Source organism: Sphingomonas sp. SP2 (assembly GCF_058313385.1).
The window spans coordinates 1,166,069-1,185,601 of the sequence record NZ_JBZFLD010000001.1 but is presented as its reverse complement, the minus strand read 5'-3'; the positions used below and the strand labels follow the sequence as shown (position 1 = coordinate 1,185,601).

Genomic DNA, 19,533 nt, shown 5'->3' with positions numbered 1-19,533 from the left:
GGCGGCTATTTCTCTTCGCGGACGAAGGGCAGCACTTCGCTCATGTTGGCGTCGCGCTTCAGGTCCGGGCGGACGCCGAGCATCGGCGCGATCCGCGCCACCACCTTGCCGAAGGTGGGGGCGGCATTCCAGCCGGCGGTGCGGAAGCCGTAAGTATCGGCGGTGGCCTTGGGTTCGTCGAGCATCACCACCATCGCATAGCGAGGCTCGTCCATCGGGAAAACGCCCGCGAAGGAAGTGATGTTCACCGTCTTGGAATAGCGGCCGTTGATGACCTTCTCGGCGGTGCCGGTCTTGCCTCCGACGCGGTAGCCGATGGCATTGGCCTTCTTGCCGGTGCCCTTCATCACCACCAGCCGGAGCAGCGCCCGCGACTTGTAGCTGGTCTCCTCGCTGAACACGCGGACGCCCTTGGCGACCGGATGGCCCTTGTTGACCTTGAGCAGGGTCGCCGGACGATAGATGCCGCCGTTGTAGAGCGTGGCATAACCGATCGCGAGGTGCAGCGGGGTGACCGCGATCGAGTGGCCGAAGCCGACCGTCATCGTCGTCGCCTGGTTCCAGCGTGCCACCGGAATGGTGAGGGCGCGGCCGCGCTCGGGAAGCTCGATCTCGGGCTTCCCGAGGAAGGTCATCTTCTTTAGGAATTCGCGCTGGCGCTCGCCGCCGACCTGCGCCGCGATTTGGGCGGTGCCGATGTTTGAGCTTTCCATCATGATCTCGGCGACCGAGCAGGGCCGGCCGAATGGATGGGTGTCGGTGATGACCCGCCCGCCCGGCAGGCTCAGCCGGTCGTAGCAGGGGTACATCTGCCCCATCGACTTCACCGTCCCCGCATCCATCGCCATCGCGACGGTGAAGGGCTTGAAGGTCGAACCGAGCTCGAACGCGCCGAGCGTGGCGCGGTTGAACTGGGCCTGCGGATCCATGTTGCCGGCAACGTTGGGGTTGAGCTGCGGCAGCGAGGTCATCGCCAGCACTTCGCCGGTGTGGATGTCCATCAGCACGCCGGCCGCGCCGATCGCGTTGAACTCGGCCTTGGCCGACAGGAGCTCATGCTCGAGCGCCTGCTGGACCCGGCTGCTGATCGACAGCGTCAGCGGCTCGGCGCGCTTGGCCGGGTCGGAGAGGTAGGCGTCATAGGCCCGCTCCATGCCCGCCGCGCCATGGCCGTCGATGTTGGTGTAGCCGAGCACGTGCGCGGCAAGGTCGGTCTGCGGGTAGAGCCGGTCGGGCTCGCGGCTGAGCGCGATGCCGGGCTCTCCGAGCGCGTTGAGCGCCTGGACGAGGCGCGGCGCGGCGCGGCGGCGAAGATAGATGAAGCTCTTCTTGCTGTTGACCTCGGCAAGCCAGCCCGCCGCATCCTTCTCGGGCATCAGCCGGGCAAGGTTCTCGGCCAGCGCGCGCTTGTCGCCGATCACCTTCGAGGGCTGGAGCGCGACCGTCCAGCTGTCGATGGTCCGGGCCAGCGGCTGGCCGTCGCGATCGACGATGTCGCCCCGCGCCGGGACCAGCGAGGCCACCCCGCCCTGCGCGCCGGCGTGCGTGCCGAACACGCCGAGCCAGGTCAGGCGCAGGAAGATCGCCCCGATCACCCCCATGAACACCAGCATCCCGACCATCAGCCGCTGGTGCATGACCGCCAGCAGCTGCCGCCGCTGGCCGACCAGTCGAAGCCGCTCGGGCCGGGCGACGAGAGCGGGGGTCGGGGCGTTCATTGCCGGGCTTTAGCGTCCTTGGTCTTGGCATCCGCCGGCGCGGCCGGCTTGGGTTTGGGCTTTGTCTTCGATTCGGAGGAGGCCGTCACCGCGGGCTTCTCCTTCAGGACGGTCTTCGCTGCCGTCCGAGGCTTCTCGATCGATGCCGCGGGCGTAGCAGGCTTGGCCGCCACCTTCACCGCCTTGGGCTGCTCAACCTTCGGCTTATCCACAACTTTTTCGCTGTCCGCCGGAATGTCGCGGCGGAGGCTGGCGACCTGCATCAGGTCGCGCGCGGTCGAACCGCCGGCGGCCTGGTCGACCGGCCGGGCGGGCGCCGGCGCGGGCGCCGAGGCGAGCACCACCGGCGCTGCCGGATCGACCGTCTTCTTCGGCGCGGCGAGCGTGGCCAGCTGGAACTCGCCTTCGAGGAACTGCTGTGCCTTGGGCGCCGACAGCGCCAGCACCTTCACGTTCCAGCTTTCGAGCTGCTCGAGCCGGCCGCGGGTGCCGATCTCGGTCTGGAGCACGCGGATGTCGCGCTGGGCGAGCACGATCCGGTTCTGGACATCGTCCAGCGAGGCCCGCTCGGAAGCGACCTTGAGGCTGACCATGTAGCAGCCGAGCGCGGTACCGGCGACCGCCGCGACCCAGCCGACTTCGCGAAACCCTCGAACCATCACGCGGCCTTCCTCGGAACAACGGGCGCCTCGGTCCGGACCGCCGTGCGCAGGCGGGCCGAGCGCGCTCGAGGATTGTCAGCAAGCTCGGCCTCGCCCGCGGCGACGGGCTTGGCGACCGAGCGGAACGTGGGGGCCGGCCCTGCGGCCACCGCGGGACGGTGGCGCGAGCCGGCCGGCGCGGCCCCACTCCGCACCTTTAGGAATTGCTTCACGATTCGATCTTCAAGACTGTGGAAGGTGACGACCGCGAGGCGGCCGCCGGGACGGAGGCTGCGCTCGGCCGCCTCGAGGCCGGCCTCGAGTTCCTCGAGCTCGGCGTTGATGTGGATCCGGATCGCCTGGAAGGTGCGGGTCGCGGGGTCCGTCTTCATCCCCGCATGCCAGCCGAGCACCTTGCGGCACACCGCCGACAGCTCGGAGGTACGGGTCAGCGGACGCGCGGCGACGATCGCCCGGGCCAGGCTCCTGGCGCGGGGCTCGTCGCCGAAGTCGCGGATCACGCGGGCGATCTCCGCTTCTTCGGCGTGATTGAGGAAGTCGGCCGCGGTCGGGCCGTCCTGGCTCATCCGCATGTCGAGGGGACCGTCTTCCTTGAAGGAAAAGCCGCGCTCGCGCTGGTCGAGCTGCATCGAGCTCACGCCGATGTCGAGGGTGATGCCGTCGACCGGCGCTAAGCCACGCTCCTCGAGCGCCTCTGCCATCTTCGAGAAGCGCTCGTGGATCAGGATGAGGCGCGAGTCCGGGACGAGTGAAGGCCCATTGGCGATCGCATCGGGGTCACGATCAAAGGCAATCACTCGTCCCGCCCCCGCCCGGAGCATGGCGCGCGTATAGCCGCCCGCTCCAAACGTGCCGTCGACATGAGTCTCGCCAAGGGCGATGGCGAGACCAGCGACGACCTCGTCGACCAGGACCGGCCTGTGTGCGGGCGCACCAGGAACAGGGAGGGGACCCTCGCTCATGCGAGTCCCCGTTCCTCAAGCCGATAACGGCAGACATCCTTCAGATCCTCGGGGATGCGGTCATCCTCGAGGAGCGTTTGCGGGTTCCAGATCTGGAAGGTCTCTCCGACGCCGAGGAACAGCGCGAGGTCGGCGATGCCGCCCTTCCGGCGCATCATCGTCGGGAGCAGAATGCGGCCGGTGCTGTCGTAGGGGACTTCCTCGCTGACCGCGAAGGCGAGCAGGTTGCGGCGCTGATAGTCGAGCTGCGCGTCGGCGCTCGTCTCTTCCTTCTCGAGCAGGCGCTCGATCTTGCTGTGCTTCAGGGCCGCGTAGGCGGGATCATAGGCCGAGAGGCAGGGGAAGGCTTCGTGCTTGGCAAGGACGATGGTGCGGGCATCGCCGCGGCGCTCGATCACGGTGCGCAGGAAGGCGGGGACGGAGACACGCCCCTTGGCGTCCACCCCGTTCAATGCACTGCCCTGGAACAGATGCTCCAATGCCACCGCGACACGCTCCCCAGGCGCGGTGGACAGATTTCTCCCGTTCGCCGGAACGCGGGGTCACCGCGACCGGCGGCCGGCCCAACAATAATGGGATCAGCCCCGCGCTACAGACTGTGTGTAACGCGGGTTTGCGTGGGACTCAATGGGATTCAATGGGAAACCATGGGCAAAAGTGGTTTTTGCCCGTTTTCTGCGGCTTTATGGCATCACTCAATCCGCACTGTTCGCTCCCCGTTCTCGCGTATGACCCTGTGGATAAGTCTGTGAACCACGGAAAGCCAGTGAATCCCACGGCTTCCCATCGATGTTGCGCAGTCAGTCTGCGCGCGCCGCCGCAAGCAGCGCGGAAACGGCGGATAAGTCGGCTGGCCGACCCCGCATCGCAAAGTCCGCATCCGGAATTATCAACACCCTCCCCGCACCCACCCGGCAGGTCGCGACAAAAGCATCCACAGCCCGGCAGGACGGCCCCGTCGCGGTCACTTGCCCCGACGAAGAAATTTCCGCCGCCTCTTCCGCCTTTCCGACCCGCACCGCCCGCGCCTTGTCCTCGGCGATTCTCACGCCCCAATGATCGAGCAGCCCGGTGTCGGGATAAGCGAAGGGCGGCCGGAAGCGGTCGCCGAGCGGCCGCTCGCTCTCCCAGTCGAGCTTGGGGTCGGCCAGCAGCACCAGCCGCCCCCCGTCTCGCACCCAGCGGTCGAGCGCGACCAGCCGCTCGGCGGTCAGTGCCTGCGGCTGGATCGCGAGCAGCAGGCCCCTGGCGGGAAGCGCCTCGGGCCCGTCGACGAGGTCGACCCGATAGTCCTGCTCCAGCGCGTCGCGCAGCGGGCTCGGCGGCGCGTCGAGCGTGAACTGTTCACCAAAAAAGATCGGCAGGCTGGTCAGCACCGCCAGCGCGGGCTTGTCGGCCTTGGCCGGAGGCGGCGGCGCCGCCTGCGAGCAGCCGGCAAGCAGCGCCGCCAGCCCCCAGGCCAGCCTTCGCATCAGGGGTTGGGCGCTTGGTTCTGGGTGTCCGCGACATTGTCCGCGCCCTGCCCCGGCGCGACGCCGAGCTCGGCCAGCGGGTCGCTCGGGCTCGCCAGTTCGTTGGCGCTGACATTGTTGGCGGGTTCGTCGCTGCTGCGGGTGATCGCGGTTCCGAGGAGCACCATCAGGAAGACGAAGGCAAGGCCAGTCAGCCCATAGCGGATGCGCTGCATCGCGGTTGCTCCCACCCCCATGCCCGTGAAATTATGCCCATCGGACGACATTGCAAGCCCGCTCTTCACCGCCGATGTCCGTCGCCCGCCATTGACCGTTCATGTTGCAGCCGCGAAAGGCGACGCCATGACGACTCGCCTTCCCCTTCTCGCCCTGGCCGCCGCGCTCTCGCTGACGGCCTGCAACAACGACGACCACACGATCGTGGCTGGTGGCCCGGTCGATCCGATGGCGAACGAACTCGCCAACGCGGCCCCCGTCGAGCTTCCGCCCGCGATCACCGCGAGCAAGAGCTATCGCTGCACCGACAACAGCGTGATCTACATCGACTGGCTCGCCAACGGCGCGGCCCGCGTGAAGAAGAGCGCGACCGACCTCGAAGGCGTCGAAGTCGACGCCGCCGCCGCCAAGGCGATCGGCGCCCCGACCGACACTACGGTCTCCTACACGGGCAAGAGCTGCAAGGCCTGATCCCCCACCCACCCCAACAAACCCCGGCCTAACCCGCCGGGGTTTTTTGTTGCCCATCATTCGTGATGGCCGCGTCTGGACACCCGGAGACCTTCCCAAATTTATTGGGATGGACGCCCATCGGTCGGCGGGGTCACAAGGGCGTGGTCATGTCCGCGCCAGTTGCTCCCGTCCCGGCCGCCACGCTCAACGACAAGGAGCTGGCGGTGCTCCGGCTGCTCGCCTCGGGGCATACCGCCAAGACCATTGCGGCGCAGCTCGGCTGCTCGGAAGGCGCCATCAACGAACGGTTGCGCGATGCCCGGCGCAAGACCGGCGTGGGGAGCAGCCGCGAGCTTGCCCGGCGCCTTGATGCCCAGAAATTCTGGGACGAGAATATCGGCCTTTCGCGGCCCGCCGGCCCGATCGACCTTTCCGGCGACGCCGCCCGCATCGGGCCGGCCCAGCCGAAAGGAAGGTCTGTCATGTTCGTCTCGATCATCGCCGCCGCCGCCCTCGCCACCGGGGGCCTGATCCTCGCCACGCCGCCCGCCTCGCCAGTGGCGGTCGCGCCCGCCACTGCATCCGGCATCGCCGGCCGCTGGTCGCTCGACCTGTCGGGCGTGCCCGAGGCCGAGCGACCGCAGCGGGTCACCCTCGCCTTTGCGCCCGGCAGGGACGGCCGATGGACCAATGTCGTCATCATTGTCGGGGCCGATGGCAGCGTCCGCGAAGGCCGCTCGGTCGCCGCGGCCGACGGCGTCCCGGTGCCGATCAGCGGCAATCTCGGCTTCGCCGACAGCGTTGCGCTCCGCCAGCCCGATCCGGCGACCCTCGTCATGACCCTTCGCCGCGGCGACGCGCCGGTCTCGACCCGGGTCTACACCCTTGCCCGTGACGGCCGCGCCTTGACCGAGACCATCACCTGGGCTTCGGGCGACGACCGGCAGGTCCGCACGGTGCGCTTCCTCCGCGACGACTGAGCCGGGACGCGGCCGGACCAGCGCGGTGCTTGCCTTCGCGCGGCCCGGTCGCCACTCCTTGCCGTCCCGCCAGCCGATCGCGCCGCGGGAGGGAGCTTTGACAGGACGTGAGCGAGCCGGCCGATCCCAGCAGTCCCGACGCGGCGCAGGTCGCCGATGTTATCGCCGCGCTCCGCGTTCGCTTTCGGGCCCGGGCAGGCGAGCAGGCCGACACGCTCGCCGACGCGGTCGCCGCGGGCGACCTCGAGACGGTCGCGGCGCTGGCGCACAAGCTTGCCGGAAGCGCCGCCATCTTCGGCTATGCCGAGATCGGCAATCTCGCCCGCACGCTCGACCAGCAGGCGCAGGGGCTAAGCGATCCCGCCCTCCGTCGCGATCATGCCGGGCGTCTCGTCGCCCTCCTGCGGGACGCGGCTCAGGACGCCGACTGAAATCCCTTGCGGGTCATCTGGCCCCAGCCCTGATGCTTGCGGAAGAACTGCCAGACGCCGCGCAGGCGCCAGAAATTGCTGACCTGCCGGTAGCCGAAATTCTCCGCCACCGCGACGAGGGTCAGGACCGCGAGGTCGCGCGCCCGGGGGAAGCGGCGCAATTCCACCTCCTCGAGGATCAGGGTCGCGACGCTGATGAAGATTCCGAAGGTGAAGGTCACCGCGAGGAAGGCCATCAGATAGTCGACCGCGAGCAGCCCGACCGCCCACAGCAGGGGGATGAGGACATAGCCGATCACCTCGATCACCGGCCCCAACACGTCGACTACCAGCACCTGCCCCATGCCGAGGAAGCCGATCCGCCCGAAGCGCGGATTGAACAGCATGTCGCGATGCTTGACGAAGGTCTCGAGCGACCCACGCTGCCAGCGGGCGCGCTGCCGTCCGAGGATGGTGAGGTCCTCGGGCGCCTCGGTCCAGCAGACGGGTTCGGGAATGAAGTCGATCCGGTAGGGGCGCTTGAGCGCCCGCATGTGGCGGTGGAGCTTGATCACCAGCTCCATGTCCTCGCCGACCGTGCCGTGGCTGTAGCCGCCGACCTCAAGCACCAGCCGGCGCCGGAACAGGCCGAAGGCGCCCGAGATGACCGTCAGCACCTGCAGTCGGCTGAGCGCCAGCCGGGCCATCAGGAAGGCGCGGAGATATTCGACGATCTGGACCAGCGCGAGGAAGTTGCGCGGCAGGCAGACCTCGCGCACCCGCCCGCCCTCGATCCGGCTGCCGTTGGCGAGGCGGATGGTCCCACCGACCGCCACCATCCGGTCGGGCTCCTCGACGAACGGCCGGACCGCGCGCAGCAGCGCATCGCTCTCGAGCAGCGAATCCGCGTCGATCGAACAGAAGAGCGGCGCCCGGGCGACGTTGATCCCGGCATTGAGCGCATCCGACTTGCCGCCATTCTCCTTGTCCACCACCAGCAGCCGCGGCAGCCGCGGATTGGCGTAGAGGCCGCGGATCGGCTGGTGTCCCACCGTCCGGTCGTAATAACGGTCGACCGGCCGCACGTCGAAATGGTCGATCAGCGTCTGCAACGTCGCGTCGGCCGAGCCGTCGTTGATCACCACCACCTCGAACTCGGGATAATGAAGCGCGAGCAGCGAGGTGACGCTTTCGACGATCGTCACCGCCTCATTGTAGGCGGGCGCGAGCACCGCGATCGGCGGCGCGCGGTCGGCATAGCGCTGCCACAGCAAGGAGGAACGGACCACTGGTGGCCGCTGCGCCAGCGAGATGCCCGCGAAGACCAGCTGGATGAGGTAGATGAGGATCTGGAGCAGCCCGGTCCCGACCACGATCCAGGCGACGACCGTCGCCGCGCCGATCGCCGCCTCGTTCCATTCGAAGCCGATCATCACAGCGCCTGCTCGATCAGCGCCAGCCGCGCCGCTTCCCGCGCCCGGAGCGAACCGAGGCAGCTTGTCTCCCGGAGCGTCGCCAGCCCCGGCCGCCCGAGCCGGGTCAGCGCCTCGCCCGCACGGTAGCGGACCCACCAGTCATCGTCGTCAAGAAGCCCGAACAGCCGATCCACCGTCTCGACCAGCCCCACCTTCCCCGCGGCCTCGGCGGCGGCGGCGCGCACGAACCAGGTCCGGCTGCCGAGCCCGCGCCGGATCGCCGGAGCGGCCGCGGGATGCTGGAACTGGCCAAGCGCACGCAGATAGCGGGCAAGCTCGGGCGCCTCGTCCGGCGCCGCGCACGCCAGCCGGGTAATAAGCGGCACCAGCGAATAGTCGCCGCTCCCCGACAAGGCATCGATCGCCGCGGCCTTGAGCGGCGCCGGGGTCGCCTCGTCGAGCAGCAGCGCCCGCACCTCGTCCGGCCGGTCGCGCGCCACTTCGGCGACCAGCGACACGATCAGCAGCGATTGTTCGAGCGTCCCCAACCGCAGCCGCTCGACGAGGTCGGTCAGCGGCGGCGCCCGGCCCGAGCCCGCCAGCGCCAGCGCCGCGGTCAGCCGCACGTCGGCGCTCTTGTCGTCGATCGCCCGGTCGAGCGCATCAGTGCTGTGGTCGTCGGGAAAGAAGGCCAGCACCTCGGCGGCGAGGATGCGCTCGCGCACACTTCCCCGGCGGAGCCTGCGCAGCAAGGTGTCGGCAACGCCGAGCCGGGTCGCGGTCGCCACGAACTGCGCCCGCTCCTCGCCCCTGACCAGGGTGATGAGCTCCGCCGCCAGCTGCGCCAGCAGCTGCGGCCGGTCGGGAAGCGCGTCGAGCTCGCCCTCGCGCCCGCCGTCGAGCAATTTGGGAAGCCAGGCCTCGCGATAGGCCTTGAGCGCGGTCGCCCGCCGGGCCGAGACGATCCGTGCCGCGATCAGCCCGGCCATGATCACCAGCGCCATCAGCGCGAGGCTCAGCGACAGCGTCCACAGGTCGTAGAGGGAGATCAGAACCGCACTCCCGCGCCGAGGCTGAGTTCGGTCCGGTTGGCCCCCCGCTGCTGCGCGTGCCGGGCGACCGACAGCCGCAGCACGCGGTTGGTAGCGAACTCGGCCTCGACTCCCGCGAACAGGCTCCGGACCCGCGAGACGATCCCCTCCGGCGTGTCGGGCGCGTCGGCCGCGCCGAGGCTCAGCCGAAGTCCCGGGCGAACCTCGCCGTCGATCCGCCCCGACAGGCCGCTCGTGGTCCGGCCGTCAGCCGAAAGCAGGATGACCTGCCCCGTCACCCAGGCGCGTCCGCCCAAGAGATATTGCTCGACCCCCGGCCGAACGAGCGTCACGTCGCCCGAACGGAAGCGCGCCTTGCGGACATCGATCGTCGCGATGGTCGGATTAATCCCCGCCTGCACCCGCACCCGCGCGCCCGCCCCCACCTGCCAGCGCGGGCGGTAGTCGGCGTTCGGCGTCCCCCCGGCGAGGAGCGATACGCTGACCGCGGGCGAAAGCTTCTGCTCCACCTCGACCTGCCCGTACGTATCGTTCCGCCCGAACCGCCTCGTCAGCTCGATCTGCCCGCCGATCGCCGTCGCCGGACCGGCCTCGGTCCGGAAGCCGAGCGCCAGCGCGCGCCAGTCCTTCTGCCCGCCCTCGACCGCGCTCACCCCCGCGTCCAGGTCGATCCGCGACCGCGCGGGTTGCGGCCGGTCGAGCCGCGCCCGGATCGCCGCCGCCTCCGCATCGTCGGGGCCGAGGCGCGCGAGCACGTCCCGTGCCGCGGCAGCCCGTCCGCTCCGCTCCTCGACCCGGGCCAGCCCGAGCCGCGCATCGCGATAGTCGGGCGCGGCCGCCAGCACCTGCTCGAAGGCTACGCGCGCCGCGCCCAGCCGCCCGAGGTCGAGCAGGGCCAGCCCATATTGCAGCCGCGCGTCGACATCCTCCGGATGGTCCGCGAGCCAGGCCGACAGCGCGGCCGCCGCGGTCCCCGCATCGCCTGCCTGCCGCGCCGCCACGCCCCTTGCATAACCCGACTGCGGCGCCTGCGCGGCCGCGCCCGTCGCCAGCAGGCCTGCCGCGACAACCCCCAGCACCCGCCGCATCAGGCGACCTTCGGCATCAGCCGGACCAGTCGCGCGGTCAGCTCGTCGGGAATGAAGGGCTTGGCCAGATAATCCGACGCGCCGAGGCGCAGCGCCTCCAATATGTCCCGCTCGCCCTTGCGGGCGGTCAGCATGATGACCGGCACCTCCCGCGTCGCGGGCATCTCGCGCAGCCGCCGCAGCACTTCATAGCCATCGAGCCGCGGCATCATCGCATCGAGGACCACCGCATCGAGCGGCTCGCGCTCGGCAATGTCCATCGCGGCCTGGCCATCGGGAGCGGTCAGCACGTCGAAGCCCTTGGCGCACAACCGGAACTGGAGCAGCTCGAGCAGCAGTTCATCGTCATCGCAAACCAGCACTCGGCCGACGCACGTCATCGCGGATACTCTCTTCCAGGCGCTGGGATCGGGGCTGCCGGACGGCCCCGGCACGCCAGTCGAGGACAGCTTTTTTGACCTGCCGTCCGGCTTTGCCCGCTTGGCCCGGAGATAAAACATCCAAGATGGTTGCTGGCGGCCGCGTGAGGCCTCCCTCACCTCTTGCAAAGTAGGATTTGCGCTGCTTTCCTGAACCCAAATGGTTCGAGAACGGCATTGATCCTCCGGGCGGATGATTCGCTCGACGCCCTGTGCCCCGCTTCCATTGCCGCCCCTCCCCGCGATCGACCCGCGGAGTGTGTCAACTTCGTCAACTTCGCTCCTCTGTCGCCGCCCCGTTGGCCAATCGCGCCGGTCCCGCTAAGGGCGCAGCCATGACCGCCATCTCTCCCGCGCAGGTTGCCGAGCACGGCCTCTCCCCCGAAGAATATGAGCGCATCCTGCATGCGATGGGACGCGAGCCGAACCTTACCGAGCTCGGCATCTTCTCGGTCATGTGGTCCGAGCATTGCTCGTACAAATCCTCGCGGATCCACTTGAAGAAGCTGCCGACCACGGCGCCCTGGGTAATCTGCGGCCCGGGCGAGAATGCCGGGGTCATCGACATCGGCGACGGCGACGCCGCCATCTTCAAGATGGAGAGCCACAACCACCCCAGCTACATTGAGCCCTATCAGGGCGCGGCGACCGGGGTCGGTGGGATCCTGCGCGACGTCTTCACCATGGGCGCACGGCCGATCGCCAACATGAATGCGCTTCGCTTCGGCGATCCCAGCCACCCGAAGATGCGCCACCTCATCGCGGGCGTGGTCGCGGGGATCGGCGGCTACGGCAATTGCGTTGGCGTCCCTACCGTCGGCGGCGAAACCAATTTCGACCCCGCCTACAATGGCAACATCCTCGTCAACGCCATGACCGTCGGCGTCGCGAAGACCGACAAGATTTTCTATTCGGCCGCCGCCGGCATCGGCAATCCGGTGGTCTATGTCGGCTCCAAGACCGGCCGCGACGGTATCCACGGCGCGACCATGGCGAGTGCGGACTTCGGCGAGGACAGCGAGGAGAAGCGACCCACCGTCCAGGTCGGTGATCCCTTCACCGAGAAATTGCTGATCGAGGCCTGCCTCGAGCTGATGGCCTCGGACGCGATCGTCGCCATCCAGGACATGGGCGCCGCCGGCCTCACTTCCTCCTCAGTCGAAATGGCCTCGAAGGGCGGGGTGGGCATCAAGCTCATCATGGACCAGGTCCCCTGCCGCGAGACCGGCATGACCCCCTATGAGATGATGCTCTCCGAGAGCCAGGAGCGCATGCTCATGGTCCTCAAGCCCGGCCGCGAGGCCGAGGCCGAGGCCATCTTCCGCAAGTGGGAGCTCGACTTCGCGGTGATCGGCGAAGTCACCGACAGCGGCCACATGGAGCTGGTCTGGAAGGGCGAGATCGTCGCCGACATTCCGCTCGGACCGCTTGCCGACGAAGCCCCGCTCTATGACCGTCCCGCGCTCAGCCGCGAGGATTATCAGGCCTGGGCCAAGGTGAAGCCGCTCGGCGACATCCCCCAGTCAACCGACATCGCGGGTGACCTTCTCAAGCTCATGGGCTCCCCCGCCCTCGCCTCGCGGCGCTGGATCTGGGAGCAATATGACAGCCAGGTCGGCGGCGACACGGTCCAGAAGTCGGGCGGCGATGCGGCCCTCGTCCGGGTCCACGGCACCGACAAGGCGCTCGCCATCACCACCGACTGCACCCCGCGCTATTGCTTCGCCGACCCCCATGAGGGCGGCAAGCAGGCGATCGCCGAGGCCTATCGCAATATCTCGGCGGTCGGGGCGACTCCGCTCGCGGTCACCAACTGCCTCAACTTCGCCAACCCCCAGCGGCCCGAGATCATGGCCCAGATCACCGGCTGCCTCGACGGCATGAGCGAGGCCTGCCGCGCGCTCGACTTCCCGATCGTCTCGGGCAACGTCTCGCTCTACAACGAGAGCAAGGCGACCGGCGGCGGAAGCGCCATCCTGCCCACGCCCGCGATCGGCGCGGTCGGCCTGATGAAGGACTGGTCCAGGTCGGCGACCATCGCCTTCAAGAACGAAGGCGATGTCGTCTGCCTGATCGGCGGCACTCGCCAGGACGGTTCGGGCCATCTCGGCCAGTCGCTCTGGCTGCGCGAGATCGCCGGCGAGAATGCCGGGGCGCCGCCGCCCGTCGACCTCGACCATGAACTCGTCGTCGGCACCCTCGTCCGCGACCTCATCGAAAGCGGCAAGGTGACCGCGGTCCACGACGTCTCCGACGGCGGCGTCGCGGTCGCGGTCGCGGAAATGGCGCTGGCGGGCAACCGCGGTGCCGAGATCCTGCTGTGGAAGCCGTTCATCGCCGACGCCTTCGGCGAGGATCAGGGCCTCTACCTCGTCACCGTCCGCGACGATGCCGAGGAGCTGTCGGCGCTCGAAGCCCTCGAGGATGCCTGCGAGGACGCGGGCGTGCCCTGCGCCGTGATCGGCGTGGTCGGCGGAGACACGATCAAGTTCGTCGACGTCGAGGAATGGGAAGCCGACCGCTTCGACGGCCTGTCGGAAGTCGCTCTCGCCGACATCCGCCGCGCCCACGAAGCCTTCCTGCCCGAACTGATGGGAGTCGACGGCGCGCTGGCCTGACCGTTAGGGCCCCGGACTAGGCCGCCCGCACTTCGGCCCGGCTCAGCGCCGCCGCCACCGCATCGGCCAGCCCGCCGACGGTGAAGGGCTTGCGGAGCAGCTCGTGGCCCTTGAGGTCCTCGCCCTCGCCGTCGCCGACATAGCCGGTGACGAACAGCACCGCGACCTCCGGGTAGCGGCGCTTGAGCAGCCGGACGAGCTCCGGGCCGGTCATGCCGGGCATGATGACGTCGCTGATGACGAGGTCGAATTCCTGCCGCTCGAAGGCACTCAGCGCCTCCTCGGCATTGGCGCAGGCGACCGGCTGATATTCGAGGTCCTCGAGCGCCTCGACCGTCGCGCCGCGCACCCGGGGATCGTCCTCGACCAGCAGGATCCGCGCCCCGCGCATCGCCAGCACGCTCTCCCGCGACGGGCTCTGCGCCGGTGCAGCGACCCGCGGCTCCTCGACCACGATGTGGCTGCGCGGGAGGAACAGGCTGACCACCGTCCCCACGCCCACCGCGCTGTCGATCGTTACCTCGCCCCCCGACTGGCGGGCGAAGCCGAAGATCTGGCTGAGGCCGAGGCCGGTGCCCTTGCCCACTTCCTTGGTGGTGAAGAAGGGCTCGAATGCGCGGCGCTGGACCTCCTCGCTCATCCCGCAGCCCTGGTCCGCGACCGCGATCCTGACATAGTCGCCCGCGGGCAGCCCGCTGACCTCGCCGTCGGACAGCGCGATGTCGCTGGTGGCGATGGTGAGCATCCCCTCGCCCTCCATCGCGTCGCGCCCGTTCACCGCCATGTTGAGCAGCGCGTTCTCGAGCTGGTGAGGGTCGCAATAGACCGGCCACTCGCCGCGGGGTTCGACGCGAACGTGGATTCGCTCGCCGAGGGTCCGGTCGAGAAGGTCGGTCAGCCCGCGGACGAGGTCGCCCGGCTGGACCTGCTCGGGAAGCAGTGGCTCGGCCCGGGCGAAGCCGAGCAGGCGCCGGGTCAGCGCCGCCGCCCGGGTCGCGCCGTCCATCGCATTGTTGAGATGCTGAAGCACCTCGCGCTTGGGCCCGCCGATGCGACGCTTGGCGAGGTCGATGCCGCCGACCACTACCGCCAGCATGTTGTTGAAGTCGTGCGCGATGCCGCCGGTGAGCTGGCCCACGGCTTCCATCTTCTGGATCTGGCGAAGCTGCGCCTCGGCCGCCTCGCGGTCCTCGGCCTCGGCCCGCAGCGCCTCGTTCGCCGCCGACAGTTCCTGGGTGCGAAGCGCGACCGCCTGCTCGAGCGTCTCCGCCTCGCGCCGCGAGAGGAGGTTCTGGCGGACTGCCTGGACCGCGAGCAGGCCAAGCCCGATCGCCGCCAGACCGATCAGCACGCCGAGCCACGACAGATAGTCGGTCAGCCGGTCGGCCTGCGCCGAGAAGAACTGCGTCTCCTCCATGCTGTTGCGGAGGACGTTGCGTTCGCTGGTGGCGATCTCCGCAAGCTTGCTGCGAAGCTTGGAGCCCAGCGTCTTCGCCTCGCCCTGCCCCTCGCGGGTGAAGGTGTAGAAAAGCGCGATGCCGCCTTCGCCGCGGGCACTGGCGGCGGCCTGCGCGACCTTGGCGAGGTTGATGCCATGCTGGTCGTACAGCTCCTGCGCCTCGGCAACCCGGCGCGACTGGACGCGATCGTAGCGAACCAGCCGCTCGAGCTGGCGCAGCTGGGTCCCCGCCAGGCGCCATTCGTTGGCGTAGATGCTGCCCGAGGTTCTGACGTCCTCGTCGAGCACGAAGCGGCCGAGTGCCGCCTCGGACCGGGCGAGGGTGGCGTCGGCGGTGCGGACGAGCAAAGTCACGTCATAGGCATGGCGTTCCCGCTCGAGCGCCGCGTCGCGGGCACGGTTGCTCATCGCGACCAGGAGGACCATGCCAAGCAGGATGAGTGCCGCCAGAGTCGCCCCGGCTGCTGCCCCGAACCGGCGTCCGTCGAACTCGCTGTCCTCGGTGGTCGCCCTCATGACCTGCGTGTCTAGGACTCCACTAGGAGCGGCACAACCGCTCGTTCATCATCCGCTTGCCAAAAGATGGCCCATGACCAGGCTTTTCGCCGCCTTTGCCGCTCTGTCCGTCGCGGCACCCGCCATCGCCGCCGAGCCCGTGCGCCTCACGCCCGAGGCTGCTTTGCAACAGGATGCGGACTCCTATGCGAAGGCGTTCGGGATCTCGCCGGCCGACGCGCTCCAGCGGCTTCGGATGCAGCAGGCGAGCATTCCGGTGACCGAGCAATTGCGGGTCCGCTACACCGACCGCCTTGCATCGATCCGCATCGAGCATCGGCCGAGCTGGGGCGTGGTCGTGCGGCTCGAAGGCGGGGCGGCACCCGGCGATTTCGTCGCGAGCGAGCAGGGCCTGTCGATCCCGATCCGATTCGAGATCCGCGCGCCTTCGACCCGGGCGATGGCCTTGCGGGTGCTCGATGCCGAGCGCGGCAACCTGCCCGGGCTGGTCCCCGGCTATCGCGGCGCCGGGGTCGATCCGGCGACGGGCGGCCTCATCGTGATGCAGCGCCCCGCGGCCGACACGCGTCCCGTGGCCGACGTCGAGAAGGGCCTGTTCGACCGGCTCAGCATTCCGGTCCGGATCCGTCGCCTCGACGCAATCATGACCGACAGCGCGGCGATCGGTGGGGGACGGGTCGAGGGCCCGAACGCCGAAGGTCGGCGCTTCCGCTGCACGACCGGCTTCGTGGTCAAGGACGAGGCGGGGAAGCTTGGAATCACCACCGCGGCGCACTGCCCCGATACGTTGAGCTGGCGCGGGCCCGACGGGGAGGAACGGCTGCTTCCGCTGCTCGGCGCCTGGGGCGCGGCGCAAAACGACGTCCAGATCCATGGCGGCGTGGGGCCGGCCGAGCCCCTGATCTTCAGCGACAAGGGCAAGACCGCGGTGCGTCCGGTGACCACCTGGGCGACCCGACCGATGACTCGCGTCGGCGACTGGCTGTGCCTTCGCGGGGAGAGCAGCGGCTATGCCTGCTCCGAGGTCGAGCTGACCGACTTCGCGCCGGCGGGCGACCTTTGCGGCGGGCTCTGCACCAACAGCTGGATCACCCTTCGCGGGCCCGAATGCCGGCGCGGGGACAGCGGCGCGCCAATCTTCCTCGGCTCGGTCGCCTATGGCGTGCTGAAGGGCGGTGCCTACCTCCCGGGAGGCACCTGCGCCTTCTCTTACTATCAGAGCGTCGACTATCTGCCCGAGGGCTGGCGGGTCCTGACGGTCAGATAACCCCGACGCGCTTGCCCGCGGCTTCGAACATGCCAAGGATCTCGCCGACCTGGCTTTCGCTGTGGAGCGCGCAGAGCGAGCAGCGCAGGAGGGTCATGCCGGCCGGGGTCGCCGGCGGGCGGGCGAGGTTCACGTAGAGCCCTTCCTGCAGCAGCGCTTCCCACATGGCCGCGCCCTTTTCGAGGTCGGGCATGATCACCGCGATGATCGCCGACTGCGGCTCGTCGGTGCCGAGCGTGAAGCCGAGATCCTTCAGCCCGCCGTGGAGGCGGCGGCTGTTGGCCCAGAGATGCGCACGCTTGTCGGCCGCTCCCTGAAGCTTGTCGATCGAGGTCGCGGCGGTGGCGACCACGCTCGGCGGAAGCGAAGCGGTGAAGACATAGGGGCGGCAGACGAGGCGGAGGATTTCGAACTTGGGGTGGTTCGAGACGCAGAAGCCACCGACGGTACCGACCGACTTGGAGAAGGTGCCGATCACGAAGTCGACGTCGTCGAGCACGCCCTGCTCTTCGGCGACGCCGCGGCCGTTGGGACCGATGAAACCCATCGAATGCGCTTCGTCGACCAGCACCATCGCGCCATGTGCCTTGGAGATGGCGACCATCTCCTTCAGCGGGGCGACGTCGCCGAGCATCGAATAGACGCCCTCGAGGACGACCAGCTTGCCGGCCTCGGCGGGCAGGCGCTTGAGGCGCTTCTCGAGCGCGTCGACGTCATTGTGGCGGAAGGCGACGATCTGGGCGTTGCCGAGCGCGCAACCGTCGTAGATCGAGGCATGGCTGTCGATGTCGAGGATGACGTAATCGTCCTTCCCCGCCATGGTCGAAATGATCCCGAGATTGGCCTGGTAGCCGGTCGAGAAGACCATCGCATGGTCCATGGCATAGAAGCGCTTGAGCGCTTCCTCGCATTCGCGGTGGCCTTGGTAGGTGCCATTGAGCACCCGGCTTCCGGTGGTGCCCGAGCCGAACTCGTCCAGCGCCTGCTTGCCCGCCGCCAGCACGTCGGGATCGAAGGTCTGGCCCATGTAATTGTAGGTGCCGAGCAGGATCGTCCGCTTGCCGTTGCAGATCGCCACGGTCGGGCTCTCGACCCGCTCCATGGTGAGGTTGAACGGATCGGTCACGCCGGTCGACAGCAACGCCTCGCGCTGGTCGATCAGCGGCTGGAACTTGTCGAACAGGTCGGGGGCGGTGCCGCGCGGCGCGGGCTTGCCGGCATCGGCGGTCATGGCGAGGCCCGGATCGGTCATCCTTACTGTCCCTGAAGCTCGCCGACCGCGTCGATCAGCGCACCGACCGTCTCGATCTCGGCGGCGCGGTTCATGGTGATGATGATGTCGAACTCGTCCTCGACCGCGGCGACGAAGTCCATCACCGTCAGGCTGTCCCATTCGAGATCCTGGGCGAAGCGGGTTTCCTCGCCCACCTCGATGCCTTTCTTGTTGAACTCGGCCACCAGCCGGAGGATCGATTGCTTGCGTTCGTCGCGGTCCGTCATGTCATTCTCGCTAGGGTTTCGAGGCCTGAAGCGCAACAAAGGGGCGAAATGCGGGCAAGCCCGGGGTAGAGAAGCACGCCATGAACGCCCCCCTCCCCCCTTACGCCCAATTGCTCCAGCTTCGAACCGAGCAGGACGAGGATGGGCTGCTGTTCGTCATGCCCTTTCATGACGACGTGGTCGGGCGGCCGGGCTTCCTTCACGGCGGTGCGATCACCGGGCTGCTCGAATTCGCGGCCTATGGCGAGCTGGCGCAGGCGCTCAAGGGGCGCGGGCTGGTGCCGAAACCGGTGTCGGTGACGGTCGATTTCCTGCTCGGCGGCAAGAACCGCGACACGTTCGCCAAGGCGACGATCGAGCGGCTCGGCGGGCGTATCGCCAATGTCGAAACCTTCGCCTGGCAGAAGGATCGCAGCGCGCCGATCGCCAGCGCCCGGATCAACTTCCTGCTCGCGCCCGCCGACTAGCGGATCGCGCCGCTCTTCAGGAGCCGCGGCAGGAGTGTCACCGCGGTGACCAGAGGATGCTTCTTCTGCCAGTCGCTGAGCGCGAAGTTCGTGCCGGCGTGGCGGTTGATCTTCCAGACGATATATTCGGCACCGCCCGCAAAGGTGGCGCTGGCCTTGGCGAGGCGGGCGACCGAAAGCAGCTTGCCCTCGATGCGGCGGCGGCGCCACGAGCCCTTGCAGCGCTTTCCGCCCTCGCGCGCGGCGGCCATCGCCGGGCCGAAGAAGCGCTGGTAACGGCTGGGATCGCTGTCGACGACCGACTGGCCGCGGCTCTTCTTCTCGGCGCGAAGCTCGGCCGAATAGGTGAGTGCGAAGGCCGCCCGCCAGAGATCGAGCGGCGGCTGGTCGTTGGGGACGCTGCACATGGCGGCGCTGAGGAGCGTCGGCGCTGCCCGGGCGACGGCGGCGATGGCCCGCTCGCGCGCGGCCTCGTCCGCGGCCCAGACCAGCCGCGACGGCTGGGCGAAGCGCGCCCAGACCGAGACATTGCGGGTCTCCGGCCCGTTGAGGCGGCGGAAGTCCGCTTCGCTCAGCACCGCATATTTGGCGGCAAGGCCGGCATGGGCGAAGGGAAAGACGTTGGGCGGGATCAGCCGGTTGGCGGTCGCCAGCCAGCGCTGGTCGTAAGCCGCGCCATAGTCCGAGACGATCAGGTAGAAATCGAGCATCGCGCCCTCAAGCGCGACATCGCGAAGGCAGGAGCCGTAGAAGAGGACCGCCCGCGACGCCTGCCCATGCTGGGCCGCGATCGCCGCGGCCATCTCGGCCACGCGCGGATCGACCGGGGTGCCGAGCTCCTCGGCAACCAGGCGTTTCA

The 19,533-nt window shown here is 68.9% G+C and carries 20 protein-coding genes; 6 read left to right on the top strand and 14 right to left on the bottom strand.

What is annotated here, in order from left to right:
* Positions 1-5: 5 nt before the first annotated feature.
* The 6 genes from AC4GYU_RS06120 to AC4GYU_RS06095 all read right to left on the bottom strand — a co-directional run bounded on the left by AC4GYU_RS06120 (position 6) and on the right by AC4GYU_RS06095 (position 5,050).
* Positions 6-1,718 (bottom strand): peptidoglycan D,D-transpeptidase FtsI family protein, encoded by a 1,713-nt coding sequence (locus tag AC4GYU_RS06120; RefSeq protein WP_491086004.1) that lies wholly within the window; start codon positions 1,716-1,718, stop codon positions 6-8.
* Positions 1,715-2,377: a hypothetical protein gene (locus AC4GYU_RS06115; protein WP_491086003.1), complete on the bottom strand. Its 663-nt coding sequence runs from the start codon at positions 2,375-2,377 to the stop codon at positions 1,715-1,717. Before AC4GYU_RS06115 ends, AC4GYU_RS06120 begins: the two co-directional genes overlap by 4 nt.
* Positions 2,377-3,342 carry a 16S rRNA (cytosine(1402)-N(4))-methyltransferase RsmH gene (gene rsmH, locus AC4GYU_RS06110; protein WP_491086002.1) on the bottom strand — a complete coding sequence of 322 codons (966 nt, stop codon included), beginning with the start codon at positions 3,340-3,342 and terminating at the stop codon, positions 2,377-2,379. Before rsmH ends, AC4GYU_RS06115 begins: the two co-directional genes overlap by 1 nt.
* Positions 3,339-3,827 carry a division/cell wall cluster transcriptional repressor MraZ gene (locus AC4GYU_RS06105; RefSeq protein ID WP_491086001.1) on the bottom strand — a complete coding sequence of 163 codons (489 nt, stop codon included), beginning with the start codon at positions 3,825-3,827 and terminating at the stop codon, positions 3,339-3,341. The genes rsmH and AC4GYU_RS06105 overlap by 4 nt, the downstream gene beginning before the upstream one ends.
* A gap of 315 nt (positions 3,828-4,142) precedes the next feature.
* Entirely contained in the window at positions 4,143-4,814 is a 672-nt protein-coding gene (locus AC4GYU_RS06100) for a Gldg family protein (RefSeq protein ID WP_491086000.1), read from the bottom strand.
* Positions 4,814-5,050, bottom strand: a complete 237-nt coding sequence (locus AC4GYU_RS06095; RefSeq protein ID WP_491085999.1) for a hypothetical protein — start codon at positions 5,048-5,050, stop codon at positions 4,814-4,816. The genes AC4GYU_RS06100 and AC4GYU_RS06095 overlap by 1 nt, the downstream gene beginning before the upstream one ends.
* 106 nt (positions 5,051-5,156) lie before the next feature.
* Here AC4GYU_RS06095 and AC4GYU_RS06090 point away from each other — a divergent pair, with 106 nt between their 5' ends.
* The 3 genes from AC4GYU_RS06090 to AC4GYU_RS06080 all read left to right on the top strand — a co-directional run bounded on the left by AC4GYU_RS06090 (position 5,157) and on the right by AC4GYU_RS06080 (position 6,894).
* Complete coding sequence (locus tag AC4GYU_RS06090; protein ID WP_491085998.1) at positions 5,157-5,501, top strand: hypothetical protein; 345 nt, start codon at positions 5,157-5,159, stop codon at positions 5,499-5,501.
* 149 nt (positions 5,502-5,650) lie between these two features.
* Entirely contained in the window at positions 5,651-6,463 is an 813-nt protein-coding gene (locus AC4GYU_RS06085) for a helix-turn-helix domain-containing protein (RefSeq protein WP_491085997.1), read from the top strand.
* A 107-nt stretch (positions 6,464-6,570) separates the two neighbouring features.
* A complete protein-coding gene (locus AC4GYU_RS06080) occupies positions 6,571-6,894 on the top strand; it encodes an Hpt domain-containing protein (RefSeq protein WP_491085996.1) in 324 nt (107 codons plus the stop codon).
* On the opposite strand, the gene AC4GYU_RS06075 is transcribed toward AC4GYU_RS06080, so the two are convergent.
* Genes AC4GYU_RS06075 through AC4GYU_RS06060 form a run of 4 tightly spaced genes read right to left on the bottom strand, consistent with a single transcriptional unit; the run spans position 6,879 to position 10,790 of the window.
* Positions 6,879-8,306 carry a glycosyltransferase family 2 protein gene (locus tag AC4GYU_RS06075; RefSeq protein ID WP_491085995.1) on the bottom strand — a complete coding sequence of 476 codons (1,428 nt, stop codon included), beginning with the start codon at positions 8,304-8,306 and terminating at the stop codon, positions 6,879-6,881. The two genes, AC4GYU_RS06080 and AC4GYU_RS06075, sit on opposite strands and share 16 nt — an antisense overlap.
* Complete coding sequence (locus AC4GYU_RS06070) at positions 8,306-9,292, bottom strand: HEAT repeat domain-containing protein (protein WP_491085994.1); 987 nt, start codon at positions 9,290-9,292, stop codon at positions 8,306-8,308. Before AC4GYU_RS06070 ends, AC4GYU_RS06075 begins: the two co-directional genes overlap by 1 nt.
* A 44-nt stretch (positions 9,293-9,336) precedes the next feature.
* A complete protein-coding gene (locus AC4GYU_RS06065; RefSeq protein ID WP_491085993.1) occupies positions 9,337-10,428 on the bottom strand; it encodes a YaiO family outer membrane beta-barrel protein in 1,092 nt (363 codons plus the stop codon).
* Positions 10,428-10,790: a response regulator gene (locus AC4GYU_RS06060; protein ID WP_491085992.1), complete on the bottom strand. Its 363-nt coding sequence runs from the start codon at positions 10,788-10,790 to the stop codon at positions 10,428-10,430. Before AC4GYU_RS06060 ends, AC4GYU_RS06065 begins: the two co-directional genes overlap by 1 nt.
* Before the next feature lie 392 nt (positions 10,791-11,182).
* Here AC4GYU_RS06060 and purL point away from each other — a divergent pair, with 392 nt between their 5' ends.
* Positions 11,183-13,465 carry a phosphoribosylformylglycinamidine synthase subunit PurL gene (purL, locus tag AC4GYU_RS06055; protein ID WP_491085991.1) on the top strand — a complete coding sequence of 761 codons (2,283 nt, stop codon included), beginning with the start codon at positions 11,183-11,185 and terminating at the stop codon, positions 13,463-13,465.
* Positions 13,466-13,481: 16 nt separating this feature from the next.
* Here purL and AC4GYU_RS06050 read toward each other — a convergent pair whose 3' ends face one another.
* Positions 13,482-15,440 (bottom strand): response regulator, encoded by a 1,959-nt coding sequence (locus AC4GYU_RS06050; RefSeq protein WP_491085990.1) that lies wholly within the window; start codon positions 15,438-15,440, stop codon positions 13,482-13,484.
* Between the two features lie 73 nt (positions 15,441-15,513).
* Here AC4GYU_RS06050 and AC4GYU_RS06045 point away from each other — a divergent pair, with 73 nt between their 5' ends.
* A complete protein-coding gene (locus tag AC4GYU_RS06045; protein ID WP_491085989.1) occupies positions 15,514-16,707 on the top strand; it encodes a chymotrypsin family serine protease in 1,194 nt (397 codons plus the stop codon).
* Here AC4GYU_RS06045 and spt read toward each other — a convergent pair.
* Both spt and AC4GYU_RS06035 read right to left on the bottom strand, forming a co-directional pair.
* Positions 16,700-17,938, bottom strand: coding sequence for a serine palmitoyltransferase (gene spt / locus AC4GYU_RS06040; RefSeq protein ID WP_491086890.1), 1,239 nt, complete (start codon positions 17,936-17,938; stop codon positions 16,700-16,702). The two genes, AC4GYU_RS06045 and spt, sit on opposite strands and share 8 nt — an antisense overlap.
* Positions 17,939-17,961: 23 nt before the next feature.
* Complete coding sequence (locus AC4GYU_RS06035; protein ID WP_491085988.1) at positions 17,962-18,207, bottom strand: acyl carrier protein; 246 nt, start codon at positions 18,205-18,207, stop codon at positions 17,962-17,964.
* Between the two features lie 80 nt (positions 18,208-18,287).
* Here AC4GYU_RS06035 and AC4GYU_RS06030 point away from each other — a divergent pair, with 80 nt between their 5' ends.
* Positions 18,288-18,674 carry a PaaI family thioesterase gene (locus AC4GYU_RS06030; protein ID WP_491085987.1) on the top strand — a complete coding sequence of 129 codons (387 nt, stop codon included), beginning with the start codon at positions 18,288-18,290 and terminating at the stop codon, positions 18,672-18,674.
* Here AC4GYU_RS06030 and AC4GYU_RS06025 read toward each other — a convergent pair.
* Complete coding sequence (locus tag AC4GYU_RS06025; RefSeq protein ID WP_491086889.1) at positions 18,671-19,477, bottom strand: hypothetical protein; 807 nt, start codon at positions 19,475-19,477, stop codon at positions 18,671-18,673. The genes AC4GYU_RS06030 and AC4GYU_RS06025 overlap by 4 nt on opposite strands.
* Positions 19,478-19,533: the final 56 nt, after the last annotated feature.